General features: G+C 46.8%; 15 protein-coding genes. 6 read left to right on the top strand and 9 right to left on the bottom strand.

The window, feature by feature from the left end; translation table 11 throughout:
* Positions 1-94 precede the first annotated feature (94 nt).
* Positions 95-709: a cob(I)yrinic acid a,c-diamide adenosyltransferase gene (cobO, locus tag ACZ5R2_RS13040; protein ID WP_464899805.1), complete on the bottom strand. Its 615-nt coding sequence runs from the start codon at positions 707-709 to the stop codon at positions 95-97.
* A 231-nt stretch (positions 710-940) separates the two neighbouring features.
* On the opposite strand from cobO, the gene ACZ5R2_RS13035 reads away from it, so the two are divergent.
* Positions 941-1,390: a low molecular weight protein-tyrosine-phosphatase gene (locus ACZ5R2_RS13035; protein ID WP_464902366.1), complete on the top strand. Its 450-nt coding sequence runs from the start codon at positions 941-943 to the stop codon at positions 1,388-1,390.
* Between the two features lie 53 nt (positions 1,391-1,443).
* Here ACZ5R2_RS13035 and ACZ5R2_RS13030 read toward each other — a convergent pair whose 3' ends face one another.
* From ACZ5R2_RS13030 to sodB, 3 genes are all read right to left on the bottom strand, one after another.
* Positions 1,444-2,115, bottom strand: coding sequence for an SDR family NAD(P)-dependent oxidoreductase (locus tag ACZ5R2_RS13030; protein WP_464899804.1), 672 nt, complete (start codon positions 2,113-2,115; stop codon positions 1,444-1,446).
* Positions 2,116-2,255: 140 nt separating this feature from the next.
* Positions 2,256-2,759: a VC2046/SO_2500 family protein gene (locus ACZ5R2_RS13025; protein ID WP_464899803.1), complete on the bottom strand. Its 504-nt coding sequence runs from the start codon at positions 2,757-2,759 to the stop codon at positions 2,256-2,258.
* A gap of 124 nt (positions 2,760-2,883) precedes the next feature.
* On the bottom strand, positions 2,884-3,468 hold the full coding sequence (sodB, locus tag ACZ5R2_RS13020) for a superoxide dismutase [Fe] (RefSeq protein WP_464899802.1): 585 nt from the start codon (positions 3,466-3,468) through the stop codon (positions 2,884-2,886).
* A gap of 237 nt (positions 3,469-3,705) precedes the next feature.
* On the opposite strand from sodB, the gene ACZ5R2_RS13015 reads away from it, so the two are divergent.
* From ACZ5R2_RS13015 to ACZ5R2_RS13005, 3 genes are all read left to right on the top strand, one after another.
* Positions 3,706-4,041: a Grx4 family monothiol glutaredoxin gene (locus tag ACZ5R2_RS13015; protein WP_438457834.1), complete on the top strand. Its 336-nt coding sequence runs from the start codon at positions 3,706-3,708 to the stop codon at positions 4,039-4,041.
* A 98-nt stretch (positions 4,042-4,139) separates the two neighbouring features.
* On the top strand, positions 4,140-6,080 hold the full coding sequence (locus ACZ5R2_RS13010; protein WP_464899801.1) for a DNA topoisomerase III: 1,941 nt from the start codon (positions 4,140-4,142) through the stop codon (positions 6,078-6,080).
* A gap of 351 nt (positions 6,081-6,431) precedes the next feature.
* Positions 6,432-7,073 (top strand): outer membrane beta-barrel protein, encoded by a 642-nt coding sequence (locus tag ACZ5R2_RS13005; protein ID WP_464899800.1) that lies wholly within the window; start codon positions 6,432-6,434, stop codon positions 7,071-7,073.
* A gap of 129 nt (positions 7,074-7,202) precedes the next feature.
* Here the strand turns inward: ACZ5R2_RS13005 and ACZ5R2_RS13000 are convergent, their stop codons facing one another.
* Both ACZ5R2_RS13000 and ACZ5R2_RS12995 read right to left on the bottom strand, forming a co-directional pair.
* Entirely contained in the window at positions 7,203-7,409 is a 207-nt protein-coding gene (locus ACZ5R2_RS13000; protein ID WP_464899799.1) for a hypothetical protein, read from the bottom strand.
* Positions 7,410-7,879: 470 nt separating this feature from the next.
* Positions 7,880-8,302 (bottom strand): DUF3010 family protein, encoded by a 423-nt coding sequence (locus ACZ5R2_RS12995; protein WP_464899798.1) that lies wholly within the window; start codon positions 8,300-8,302, stop codon positions 7,880-7,882.
* Between the two features lie 286 nt (positions 8,303-8,588).
* Between ACZ5R2_RS12995 and ACZ5R2_RS12990 the strand changes: the two genes are divergently transcribed.
* Together ACZ5R2_RS12990 and ACZ5R2_RS12985 are read left to right on the top strand one after the other, a co-directional pair.
* Complete coding sequence (locus ACZ5R2_RS12990) at positions 8,589-9,584, top strand: transposase (protein ID WP_464899797.1); 996 nt, start codon at positions 8,589-8,591, stop codon at positions 9,582-9,584.
* A 785-nt stretch (positions 9,585-10,369) separates the two neighbouring features.
* Positions 10,370-11,086 carry an SDR family NAD(P)-dependent oxidoreductase gene (locus ACZ5R2_RS12985; protein ID WP_464899796.1) on the top strand — a complete coding sequence of 239 codons (717 nt, stop codon included), beginning with the start codon at positions 10,370-10,372 and terminating at the stop codon, positions 11,084-11,086.
* 345 nt (positions 11,087-11,431) lie between these two features.
* On the opposite strand, the gene ACZ5R2_RS12980 is transcribed toward ACZ5R2_RS12985, so the two are convergent.
* Genes ACZ5R2_RS12980 through ACZ5R2_RS12970 form a run of 3 tightly spaced genes read right to left on the bottom strand, consistent with a single transcriptional unit; the run spans position 11,432 to position 13,459 of the window.
* Entirely contained in the window at positions 11,432-12,115 is a 684-nt protein-coding gene (locus tag ACZ5R2_RS12980) for an SDR family oxidoreductase (protein ID WP_464899795.1), read from the bottom strand.
* A 38-nt stretch (positions 12,116-12,153) separates the two neighbouring features.
* Positions 12,154-12,690, bottom strand: a complete 537-nt coding sequence (locus ACZ5R2_RS12975) for a GNAT family N-acetyltransferase (protein WP_464902365.1) — start codon at positions 12,688-12,690, stop codon at positions 12,154-12,156.
* Complete coding sequence (locus ACZ5R2_RS12970; protein WP_464899794.1) at positions 12,680-13,459, bottom strand: peptidoglycan binding protein CsiV; 780 nt, start codon at positions 13,457-13,459, stop codon at positions 12,680-12,682. Before ACZ5R2_RS12970 ends, ACZ5R2_RS12975 begins: the two co-directional genes overlap by 11 nt.
* Between the last annotated feature and the right edge of the window lie 10 nt (positions 13,460-13,469).

The raw sequence follows: 13,469 nt of genomic DNA, 5'->3' as shown, positions 1-13,469 counted from the left end.
GCCTGTGCTTAAGAAGTGCGAGGCTACTGACGCGCACGCTGCAATCCTCGCACCTCGGAACGAAGTGAAACCCGCTCCTCGCACCTTAAATCACTTACCAATCAACGCCTTTGAGGGCTTTGATGCCGGATTCGAAGGCGTGTTTGACGTTTCTTACTTCCGATACGGTGTCGGCGAGTTCGATTAGGCTGCGGTGAGCGGCGCGGCCGGTGATGACGACCGATTGCATTTTGGGTCGGCTGGTGAGGGCTTCGATTACTTCATCGAGGTCGATATAGCCGTAGGTGATCATGTAGGTTAACTCGTCAAAGAGAACAACATCGAGTGAGTCATCGGCGAGCATGCGTTTGCACTCTTGCCAGACGATTTGTGCGGCTTGGGTATCTGCGCTGCGGTTTTGGGTTTCCCAAGTGAAGCCAGTGGCCATCACTTGGAACTCGACGCCAAGCCTCTCTAATAAGTTACGCTCACCATTTTCCCATGTCCCTTTAATAAACTGTGCCACCGCACAGCGTTGACCATGACCAACGGCTCTTGCGATGGTGCCAAAACCTGAGGTGGACTTGCCCTTACCATTGCCTGTGATCACCAAGAGTAGGCCTTTCTCTTCTTGCGCCGCCGCAATTTTCATATCAACTTGTTGTTTGACTTTTTGCTGGCGCTGCTGATGGCGTTGGTCTTTGGTTGAGTTGGTCGTGCTGTCGCTCATTATGCTGTCCTTAAAGTGTTCCTGGGGTCATCATAGCCTAGATGCGGATAAACAAAAACCTCGGTTTATTAAGGTCTTAATCTATATAATCTTGGTTTTATAGGTGCCTTATCTCGTAGCGCTTTAGCTTATGGGACAAAAGGAAACGCAATATATCGTGATTTGGCTGCTAGGCTATATACGCAGGTGATTAGGTTACATTGAAACAGGTATGGAATGAAAAGCAGAAGAATAAACAACATTCTGGTGGTGTGCATGGGCAATATCTGTCGATCACCCACAGGCGAAGCGGTACTGCGAGCCAAGGCCAAGCAGCATGGTATTGATATCGTGGTCGATTCGGCAGGGACTATAGATTACCATCAGGGCAGTGGGCCTGATCGCAGAGCGAAATTTGCGGGGGAGCAGCGTGGTTACTCATTTAAGGGTATTCGGTCACGCCCGGTGATAGAGAGTGATTTTGAGTATTTTGATCTGATCCTTGCTGCAGATAAAGACAACTTACGCGATCTTATCCATCGCTGCCCGGTAGAGCATCAATATAAACTGAGTCTGTTTTTAAGCTTTGGATGTTCCGATTACCAAGAGATACCAGATCCCTATTACGGAGGGGACCAAGGGTTTGAACTGGTACTTGATCTGATTGAGCAAGCGAGTGAGGCGATACTGGAGCAAGTATGAAACAAACAGGTGTGCGGTTTCGGATAATTCATACCGCACGCCAGAAAATCGCGCTAGACCTGCGCTGCCATCACGCGACCATTGAAGTGGTCATTGGCGACGATATACTCGGTATGGCGGATAAGCTCATCTTGTGAGGCGGCAACGTTGTCACAAAAGTGGATGCTCGGCGCGGGTAAGATCCCACCAACGCGGATGTTGAATGGCAGTAATTCGTCGGCCCAACTTTTGGTAAAGCCTCGCACAATCGAGCACGCCGAGTCACTACTAACCAATTCCACCATATGACCGTCTGAAATAATATTGATGATCACGCCTTTTTGCTTGAGCGTTTTCATTCGTTTCGCCGCTTCTTTGCCCAGATTCAATAAGCGTCCTGTTGCCCTGGCCAGTTGATGAACAAATTCATCTGAGCTGGTGGCCTCAAGGCGATCAGTGCTTGGAAATCCAGTGCAGAGGTTAAGCACGATAGTCGGTGCTTGATGGTTGCTCTGCTCGATAAAGTCAAACAGAGCAATATTCGCCTCTAGCGAGTGACCAGGCATCACATGGGGGTAGATCTTCTCGCTGTCAACCGAACACAACCGATGGGTTTGCTCAAGCGCGTGTTGATTGGTGTCGGTGATCACGACCGATGCACCTTGGCGAGCAAAGTGTTGGGCTAAAGCGCTGCCAATCGGCTTTCCTGCTGCAGTAATCAAGACCACAGCTTGTGTGATATTCATAGTCGTTACCACCGTTAGTGTATGATGACACTCGTTTATTTTCTCTCAGAATGGTTTAACGGTAGAAAAATCGCTGTGAAACGGTTCAAAAAACATATTTTGTTGTCAAGAAAACTGTGTGTTTTCGATCGCGTGTCACATTAGGCGTGCAGGCTGAGCTGGTCGCGACGGTGCGCTTCGTTCATTTGGTGATAGAAATGATGCGGAAGTTTAGAAGCTTGGTCAGGCGTATTGAGGCGACGCTGCTGGTGATGAGAGAGATTATGGTAGACCTCTTCAGGCAGATCATGGGTATGCTCAGGCAGGTAGGCCAGTGCTTCTGGCGTGAGATAGTGGTTGAGCTTCGCACTCGCCATGCCACCTTGCTGGAATTGACGGGCATTTTCTGCGCCATTGGTGTAGCTGGCATTATCAGAGCGCAAAGTCTGAGGCGTGGGCAGTTGTAGCTCTTGGCGTAATAGGTCATCGCTAGTGATGGTCTCTTCAATGCTATCAACCGGGGTGACTTCGCGGATATCATCAGAGAACATCGACAAAAATAGCGCAAAATCAGCCCGACGACCTTCGTGAACAGCGCGGTTGATGTTACCGCCTGTCTGAAGTTCGTTGATGATAGTGCTGTTGTCGAGCGTGGTTACTTGCATAGGGTTCTCCGTGATACCCCTATACTATCGACCCAGCTTGCGATTTCTTTAGTGATTTACTGAAGAAAATAAAAAACCCGCACCAACGGCGCGGGTTTGAATTCACAGACTTAAAGTCGTTCGATTACTTAGCTAGGTTCTCTGCTACGAAGTCCCAGTTAACCAGTGCCCAGAAACCATTCATGTAGTCTGGACGCACGTTGCGGTAGTCGATGTAGTATGCATGTTCCCATAGATCTACAGTAAGAAGTGGTGTTACGCCGTCTTCTGTTAGTGGTGTCGCTGCATTAGACGTGTTAACGATGTCTAGTGAGCCGTCTGCCTTCTTAACAAGCCAAGTCCAAGATGAACCGAAGTTGTTGATTGCAGAGTCAGTGAATTTTGCTTTGAACTCTTCAAACGAGCCAAATGCTGCGTTGATAGCGTCAGCTACCGCGCCTGTTGGCTCACCGCCTGCGTTTGGCGCTAGACAGTGCCAGTAGAAGGTGTGGTTCCAGATCTGTGCTGCATTGTTAAATACGCCACCAGTCGATGTCTTGATGATCTCTTCAAGAGTTTTACCTTCAAACTCAGTGCCAGGGACCAGACCGTTTAGCTTAACGACGTAAGTATTGTGGTGCTTACCGTGGTGGAAATCCAGTGTTTCTGCTGAGATGTGTGGTTCTAGCGCATCTTTTGCGTAAGGAAGAGCTGGTAGTTCAAATGCCATTACTGTTTCTCCATTGTTTTGTTGAAAGAGAGGGGTCTCTTTCGTGAGCTTCCAAGTTTTATTTTATACGTCTTATGACTGACTTCGCGTTAGTCTATCAACTTTTTTAGTAAAAAAAACCTAAATTTAGCGCTCAAGCACATGATTTTATTAACCCCAAAATTATTGGGCTTTTTATTCTTGACTAATGGTTTAGAATAGTCGGATTAAAAGCCGTCATTCCAGCAAGAGGAAGCCATGGAAACTATCGACAAAATCAAGCAGCAGATCGCTGAAAACACCATCCTACTTTACATGAAGGGCTCTCCAAAACTGCCTAGCTGCGGTTTCTCTTCTCAGGCTGCACAAGCTTTGATGAACTGTGGTGAGAAGTTTGCTTACGTTGATATTCTGCAAAACCCAGACATTCGCGCGGAGCTACCGGCTTATGCACAATGGCCAACCTTCCCACAGCTTTGGGTTGAGGGTGAGCTAATTGGTGGCTGTGACATCATCGTTGAGATGTTCCAAAAAGGTGAGCTTCAAACGCTAATCAAAGAAGCTGCGGAACGTGCTCCAAGCGAAGACGCGTAAAAATTGCGCGCCAAACTGTATATAGATACAGTTATTTGTTGATTTTATAAGGCCACATTGGATAATGTGGCCTTATTTATTTCTGCTGGAAGCCCATTATGACCCGTCTTTATATCGCCGAAAAACCAAGTTTAGGCCGCGCCATCGCTGCTGCGTTGCCGGGTGGACAAAAGAAGGGCGAGGGGTATATCCAGTGTGGTAATGACATCGTGACTTGGTGCATTGGTCACCTGCTTGAGCAAGTGGAGCCAGATGCCTATGATGAGCGCTACAAAAAGTGGGATCTTGCTGACTTACCGATAGTGCCGCAAGAGTGGCAGCTTCGGCCGAGAAAGACCGCTAGTAAGCAGTTAAATGTGGTTAAAAAGTTACTGCGCAGCGCGGATGAAATCGTTCATGCAGGAGACCCCGATAGGGAAGGGCAGCTGTTGGTCGATGAAGTGCTTGACTACTGTAAGGTGTCAAAAAGCAAAAAAGCGGCCGCTCTGCGACTTTTGATCAGCGATCTAAACCTACCTGCGGTTAAACGTGCGCTATCTTCAATGCGTAGCAATCGTGATTTTATTCCCTTGTCGGTTTCCGCTTTGGCCCGCTCGCGTGCGGACTGGCTGTATGGCATGAATATGTCGCGCGCTTATACTTTGCTTGGTAAAAAAGCCGGGTATCAAGGTGTGCTCTCGGTTGGCAGAGTACAAACTCCAGTGCTTGGGCTGGTGGTTCGCCGCGATGAAGAGATTGAGAACTTTGTTCCTCGTGATTATTACACTTTACACGCCTTGATTCCCTATCAGGGTGAGTCTGGTCTATTTGATATCCGTGCGCGCTGGAAGCCCAGTGAGGCGTGCCAGCCTTGGATGGACGAAGAAGGGCGAGTACTGAATAAAAAACTGGTTGAGAATGTCGCCGGGCGGATCGCGAATCAGCCTGCATTAGTGAGTGAGTCGGAGCAAAAACAGACCAAGCAATACGCGCCACTACCTTACTCATTGTCTGCACTACAAATTGATGCCGCCAAACGCTTTGGCATGAGTGCTCAGCGGGTACTGGATACCTGTCAGTCGCTGTATGAAAAGCATAAGCTGATCACCTATCCACGCTCTGACAGCCGACACCTACCACGCGATCACTTCAAACAAGCACGCAGTGTGTGTGATGCGATTGCCAACAACAGCCGTGAGATGCAAGCAGGCGTTGAGGGTGCAGACTTGAGCATCAAATCTAAAGCTTGGAATGACAGCAAGGTGGATGCGCACCATGCGATTATTCCGACGCCTAAGAAAGCGGCCTCCAATGGTATGTCTGGTGATGAGCTAAAAGTGTATAACCTTATTGCCCGTCAGTACCTGATCCAGTTCTACCCACCTGCGGTGTACGCCGAGGCGAAACTAGTGTTTGATATCGCTGGGGGCAGCTTTGTTGCCAAAGGACGCCAGCTGGTTGAGCTGGGTTGGAAGACCTTGATGGGCAAAGTCGAAGAGTCTGATGCCGGTGTGGATCAAGTCCCGCCGCTCAAAGAGGGGACCAGCTTGGTATGCCGAGAGGGTGAGATCAAAGAGCGCAAGACTGAGCCTCCACGCCACTTCACTGAAGCAACCCTGCTGCAAGCAATGACGGGGATCGCGCGTTATGTCGAAAATAAAGATCTCAAGAAAATTCTGCGTGAGACGGATGGCATTGGCACCGAAGCGACCCGAGCAGGTATCTTAGATACCTTGTTTAAGCGTCAATTACTCACGCGCCAAGGCAAGCAGGTGCTTAGTACTTCCGCTGGGCGAGGATTAGTGCATGCTTTACCCGATGAGTCTACCTATCCAGATATGACGGCCATCTGGGAGCATCAACTGCAAAGTATTGCGGAAAAGGGTCAGGCTTATCAGCCGTTTATGGTAGACTTGACGACGCGCTTAGATCAGTTGATGAATGTGATCAAAACTTCTCCAGTGCCAGAGTCTCTCACTCAGCTTCCTCCGGTGGAGCGTCCGGCCTTTAAGAAGCACAGATATAGCCGTAAAAAAGGCTCAAGTAAAGCCAAAAAATAGTGATTGACAAGGTTCGCGACGGTAATAATCAGATATTGCACGACTTCGCTACTCTGCTTTCGTATTCTCAACCTCAAATAGAATACGAAAGTACTATTGGATCACCCTCTGCCGTCGTGGATATATACCCAAGTAATCTGTTTTAATTTTAAATTAATGAAGCACGGATAAGGTGTGGCAATTTAATTATCGAATCAGATTGCTAATTATCGATAGTATATTGAAATATAGACTCATTATTTGTTATGCATCAATTGGCGTAGTGATTGGTATTGATAGAGTATGTTACTGCCACTATTAGAGTTTAAATAAAGTGGATGTTTCTAATGGATGTTATTTTAATGGATTTCAATGAAAAAACTAGTAGGTACACTCCTTACGACAACGCTGTTGTGTATGAGTTCATCGGTGTTTGCATCGGCCACACATAATATTCAACCAGGGTGGTATTTGGGAATAGATGCCATGTTTAGCGATTATGATTCCGAATGGGGTGAACCGGATTTGGACGTTGGTTTTGGTTTTAATTTTGGTTATGAATTTGTTGTTTCTCCGCGCTTTACAACAGGGTTAGAGTTTGAGTTTGCTATGCTGGGTAGTGAGCAGGTTGGTGACGGCGTTTTTGGTTCCAGTGGTGGTGGTTATGTGGTCGCGGATATCGAGGAAAACTTATCGGCTATCAATGTGAATCTTAGACCTAAGTACTTTGTGTACGAAAATCTTTATGTTGGTGCCATTTTAGGTTTTGGTTCGATAAGTTATGATCTTGAAGCAACGAAATCAGGATACAAACCCTTAACGATTTCAGATGATAGCGATATGGCTATTAACTATGGTATTGAAGTAGGCTACTTCTTTAATAATGGGCTGATATTAAAAGGTGGTGTGCGTAAGATGTCCCCTAGCTTTGATATCAATATTGAAGGCACCGATTTTGGTAGCGTGGATTTTGATATTACCTCGACGTTTGTTGGCTTAGGCTGGCAGTTCTAATTGGCTCTATACCTCGGCAAATTCAACAAGATGTCAATCGAGTCTTGGTTTTAATTTAGCTTACACATGGATTAAAGAGCACAGCGCAGGATTAAGCCCTGAGCTGTGCTTAAGGGGTAGGACAAGACATTATTCAAATAGGTCTTCATTGCCCTTGATTGCAGAGCTAACATCAGTATGTGATAGCACACGTTTGCCTAAATCCTGTTTGACCTGACGGCCAAGCGTGATTAACGCATCTCGGTTGGCCTTAGTTTGACGCTTGCCTGTACTACGCAGACAACTGTTGAGCTCATGATCCTCACTAAAATTGACTAAATCTTTGTCGGCAGCCATCGCTTCTCTCCTTTGGTATGACGGGGCAGTGACAGTAATAATGGAACGGAGAAAGGGAATTGCCACCTAGAGTACGGTGAGTGTCAATATTAGTACAATTGGATTGTCTCAAATTACCAAGTTAACGGCTCTCCCAAGTAATTTAACAACGGACCTGATGAGTCACGGCTAGACTCATTTATAACACTGATAATGCCCATAGCAGATTGGTGTGCGCTGATTAGATGCTCATCTCGGTCTGAACCTACTCAGGGTGAAGGGCTAAGACAGTAAAATCTTGTGGGCTTAGGTCATTACTCAAGCTCTTGACGTCTGAGCTCAGAAAATATAATAAGACACCTATTACTTTGGCTCTGCTGGTGTTTTACGTTCCCAAGCAGTAGTGCTCTAAAAGTCAGTAAACAGCGCGCACAAAAAAACCGATAGACGCTCTATCGGTTTTTTAGACACGCTCATATTGGAGCGCTGTGCTACTTCGTTATACAGGCGTAGGCCACCATAAACGCGGCCTCTTGATATTGCTTTAGTCCTGTTTCTTTAAAAGGCACTGGAGGTGGGGTGCGCTTCAGACCCTCTTTGATCTCTGCCGGAGAGACAACATCTACCTGAAGTCCATCAATAAGCTGAATAGCCGCTTCCAACTTGAAACCCACTGCACCACCAGCAAACTTACCTTTGGTTTGGCGCTGACGAATCACAACTCGCTCAACCTGATAATCTTGCATCAGTTTGGCAAATGAGAACTGAAAGTGCTTCATCTTGTCGGTGTCATTAGCATCGCCAATGGAAATTTTTGCCACACGGCAGTCTGGGATATTAAATACGCCATCAGATAGGGTCAATAGACTGATAATCGCATCATTACCACTGAGTTCAACACCACAAATTTTCATTTTATTACCTTGTTATAGATGAGGGGCAGAGTATAGGAGTTGTCACCGAATAGTACCACCCCAAGGTGCTCATATAAGCCCTAATAAGTGTAAAAACCTGAGAGTAAGGCGCGCCTGTTCTGTACCATCAAAACGAGATGCAAATTTAAGCAGTCTAGACGGTCTGTTGTGATTTACTTACTATCAATATAGAGGCGTAGATATTTAATCAAGACACCCATACCACTGGTGGAGTTATCGACCTTCTCCTACACTGAAGTAGTGCTCAACTCTCAGGAGAATCACGATGCCCAAAGCTCGCTCTGAACAAGTTAGTTTGGATGATACGGCCTACTACCACTGTGTTTCACGCTGTGTGCGCAGGGCCTACTTGTGTGGTGTTGATGAGATTACTGGCAAGAGTTATGAACATCGGCGGGGTTGGGTTGAAAAGCGTCTGCTCAAGTTGGCGCGTGTGTTCGCCATTGATGTTTGCTCGTATGCGGTGATGAGTAATCATACCCACGTGGTGCTGCATGTTAATCAGGCAACGGCTCTGGGCTGGAGTGAGAATGAGGTCTTGGAGCGTTGGCATCAATTGCACAAAGGAACACTGCTAGCAACTCGCTATCTTAGTGGGGAGCAGCTTGATGACGCGTCATTGAAAGCGGTTATGGATATTGTAGAGGTGTATCGCCAGCGTCTGTATGACATTAGCTGGTTTATGCGTAACCTCAATGAGACCATAGCCCGTCAAGCGAACAGAGAAGAGGGGTGTACTGGACGATTTTGGGAAGGGCGCTTTAAGTCGCAAGCGCTACTTGACGAAGCTGCCTTAGTTGCCTGTATGGCTTATGTCGACTTAAACCCGGTCCGTGCCCAGGTAGCGCCAACTCCTGAAGAGTCTGAATATACCAGTATCAAGACTAGGGTGGATACTCTTCAGGATTCTGACGGCTGTAACCCGCGCCAACCTGAAGCCTTATTTCCTTTTGTTGGTGACCCTAGGCAGGAGATGCCAGAGGGGCTGCCGTTCCGACTTGAAGATTACCTATTACTGGTGGATTTCAGTGGTCGCGCCATACGTGAAGACAAGCGTGGGGCCATAGCTGAGTACCATCCACCGATTTTGTCCAGACTAGGAATCGATGAAGCGGTGTGGGAGTCTCTGATTTTTTCGCTTGAAAAAGAGTTCACCGGACCTATCGGCGGTGAAAAGTCTCTACGTGAATATCAGCGACATCACGGCTTACAGCGGATGAAAGGCGTTAGAGTCGCCAGGCGATGCTTTAAAGCGGCGTAACTTTTCATTTATCAAGCTCGATTTCCGCTGACGAGTGCAGTGGTGAAGAGCTTTTTGCACGAGACTGCCCAATAACCAGAAATACGGTTCTAATGATAGATTTTGTCTGATATTTGACTCTTTTTCTGTTCTGTACCCCGTATCGTTGTTGATTCAATAGGGCGGTAATCTTCTTTAGCTCTATTATGGATGTCTGGATATAAACTCGCTATTATGGATGTCTGGATATAAACTCGTTGATGGCGTGGTTTCCTAGTACTCTTCTTCGGAATGGGTGACTCGTGGATTTTGTCCAAGCTGCGGTACGCACCTGTACTTCAAGTTCAAGCATTCAGGCGAGTACAACATACTCCTCTGAGCACTCGAAGTAAGCAAGGATGAGCAGTTTGAGTTAGTGACTCAGTTCTGTATCGACCAAAAGCCATCATATTATTCACTAAAATCGGATGCTCCGATAATTACTGAAAGTGAAATGCTCGAAATGTATAGCTAGTCTTTTAGCTTATGCCGTTCAAGTACCTAGCTCATGAGAAAAGCACTCTTCTGCAAGCTCGCATTGTTAGGGTGCTTTGCTCGTTACACGAATATGCCCATTTCTGTTTTAGTTAAATCTATCATTAAAGTGGGTGAAACGATTTAGTCCTTACTTTATCTGACCTGAAGACTGAAATGCATGTTCAGATTAGTATTTCATCTGTTTCAACTCAATTCGCTCCATTGTTCTTCATGTTAATGTTTTCGTAGATGAAGCCATTTTGATTTAGATATCTATGGAGAAATTTTCAATGAAAAAAGCAGTGGTAATTGGTGCAAGCTCTGGTATTGGCAAAGAATTAGCTAGGCGACTCTCACGAGAGGGGTACTCATTAGGATTAGCTTCAAGACGACTGAATCTACTTCGTGAACTGGAAAGCACATTGGCAGGAGAGGTTTTTGTGAGGCAAATGGATATTTCCGATATTGAAGGATCCATGGCTACGTTAGTTAAACTCTTGGAAGAAATGGGTAGTGTCGATTTAATAGTTATTTCTAGTGGTATAGGGAACATAAATGAGTCACTAGATTGGGAAGTAGAACATCAGTCGATACAAACGAATGTTTGTGGTTTCTCGGCAATCGCAAATGTTGCGGTCAAACATTTTGTATCGCAAGGAACAGGTCATCTAGTTGGTATTTCATCTGTTGCCGCATTACGAGGAGGGAAGCACGCTCCTGCTTATAATGCATCAAAGGCCTATGTATCTAATTACCTAGAAGGCCTGAGAAACAAGCTAATGTCATCAAATGGAGCTATAAGTGTAACTGAAATACGGCCTGGATTTGTTGATACTGCGATGGCTAAAGGAGATGGGTTATTTTGGGTCTCTACAGTTGAAAAAGCTGTAGATCAAATTTATTCGGCAATAGTAGCAAAAAAGGCATGTGTTTATGTGACGCGCCGCTGGCGAATGATAGGTTGGATTTTACAATTTTTGCCAAACTCTCTCTATCACCGCCTATAAAGTGTGATAAAGATTGGTGTGGTGCCTGAATGACTTTAGCTCTAGCCACCCTATAAAGGTTTTGCAATACCTCAAATAATCCGTCAACGGCTAGCTGAACGAGAACTATAGCTCTTTTTTGTCCAATTCTGAGTTAGCACAACAGAATGCGAACTGTGATCACCAAGCAATTCTGTCGTATGTTAATTACCAAGCAACTTTGTCGTTAAGCTAACTACCAAGGGAAAGTGACGGAACAGATTAGCGTACCTGTTAAAGTAATCAAAACCAGCTTTAAAGGGTGCTAAGGATGTTCTACATGGATTCAAAACTTTTGAACCCATGCTTGTTGTTGCTCTTTTGGTTCTACCAAGGAAGTTGAATACCTTGATAATCTAAAAAGCAGCCGCTATCTGTGATTTTGGCATTGTCTATCACCTCAATTAAGCCTTTTGCACTTTCTGCTGTTGGCAAAATTGCGTTCGGCCCGCCCATCTCGGTCTGAACCCACCCGGGGTGAAGGGCTAAGACGGTAAAACCTTGTGGGCTTAGGTCATTGCTCAAGCTCTTGACGACTGAGTTCAGCGCCGCTTTTGACGAGCGGTAGATGTAGCCGCCACCAGAGGTGTTTTCGGTCATGCTGCCTACTTTAGATGACAAACACATGATCTTTTTCAAGGTGCCTTGCTCGAGCAGCGGGAAGAGGCTCTCGACTAACTTAAGTGGAGCGATGGTGTTTACCTCGAATACCTGGCGCCATTGGTTAAGATCGGTGTGACCAAAACCGTAGCCTTTAGGGCCGTAGTATCCGGCGTTGTTGATCAGAATATCGATTGGTGCAAGGGACTGAGGCAGCGCAGCAACGGCTGGGTAGTCAGTTACGTCGAGCTCAAGGCAGGTTAGATTTGGCTCTTGGTCTGCCAAGGCAAGCAGGCCCTCAGCAGTCGAGGATTGACGAAACGTGGCAGTAACCTGCACGCCTTTGGCAAGCCACTGTTTGGTAAGCTCGAACCCGATCCCTCGATTAGCCCCAGTGATAACAACATGCATAGTGACTTCCTTATGGTAAATAGTTGGTGGCAGATAGCCTATGGCACGATGGCATACACCGCGCCGTCTTTGGGTTGCTTAGCGTAAATAAAACGGTTTTCGGCAATGGTTTCAAATTGTGCGCCGCATAACTCAATGGCTCGACGACTGGCATGATTACTTGGGTCACAGACAATTTCAACTCGAGTGACTTTGAGCATCTCAAAGCAAAAATTAACCAATGCCTGGATACTGTTGCGACCTAACCCCCGGCGCTGATAACGATCGGCGATCCAGTAGCCGATCGAGACCATATTGAAGGTTTGATAGAGCTCATTGATCGCAACCATACCATACAGAGTGCCACTGGCACGGCAGTAAATACCAAAGCCAAAGCCAGTGCTTTTGGCCCAGTTGCTGCGAGTCAGAGCGATAAATTGCTGAGCTTCTTGGAGCGAGAAATCTGGGTGGCACCAATCAATCCAGCGGTGCAGGGTGGGGGAGGTTTGAATTAAGAGTTGCAGCTGCTCAGCATCGTGGTCGCTGAGCAGCTTGAGTTCGATGGAATCAGTGATAATCGAGAAGCTAGGAATCATCATCTTGCGGCGCGCGGCGGACTTGAATGATCATGCCCATCAGTGGGTGATCGAAGTAGTGGATCTCACCACTGCGCATGCGGCGTTTTTGATCAAGACGGTAAGATTTGAGGAATTTTTCTACCTCAGTGGTGTACTCGATTTGCTGCATATGACCTGCAACGACGGCCGCAGACTCTTCATCCTCAATAGGCTCTTCAAACTGGGTGTTCTCGATAACGACTTCACGTACGCTCGGGCGCTTTAGGTCAAATACGGCATCGGCAAAGAGGTAGTGTTGCACGTAGATTTGCAGCGTGCCGTCTAATTCATACAGCGGATCAGCGGCGTTTTCTTCAACAAAGTCATCCACTGGCTCACTCACCAGTTCGTCAGAGTACACAGAGCCATCGGGCAAAAAGTTATCTGAATAGTCCTCACCAGCCCTCAGGCGAAATGTAGGCGCAGAGGTCCGGCCGCGATCATCTTGTCGCCAAGCGGTGTGCAGAAGCACTGAAAAACCGGCGTGACGACGTAAATCGGCCGCTTGACTGGTCAGCTCTAGTGCGGAATCTGGTAGTAGTTCAACCTGTTGTTGCTCTCGAAAGTCGGCGTCACCGAGACTGCCAGCACGCGATAGGTCGATCTCAGGCAGTGTGTTTGGCCATGCCTCAGAGGTTTGCTCTGGGTTCACTGAGCGTTTGAAAATGATCACTTCGATATCAAACTCTCTTTGTGCCAAGCTCGGCATGGACACGAGAAGCATTAGAAGCGGGATCAATTTGTTCATCATAACTCCG

The sequence above is a fragment of the Vibrio sabulosilitoris genome, assembly GCF_055391395.1.
Note: the sequence above shows the minus strand (reverse complement) of the source record. Positions and strands in the feature narration are given on the sequence as shown.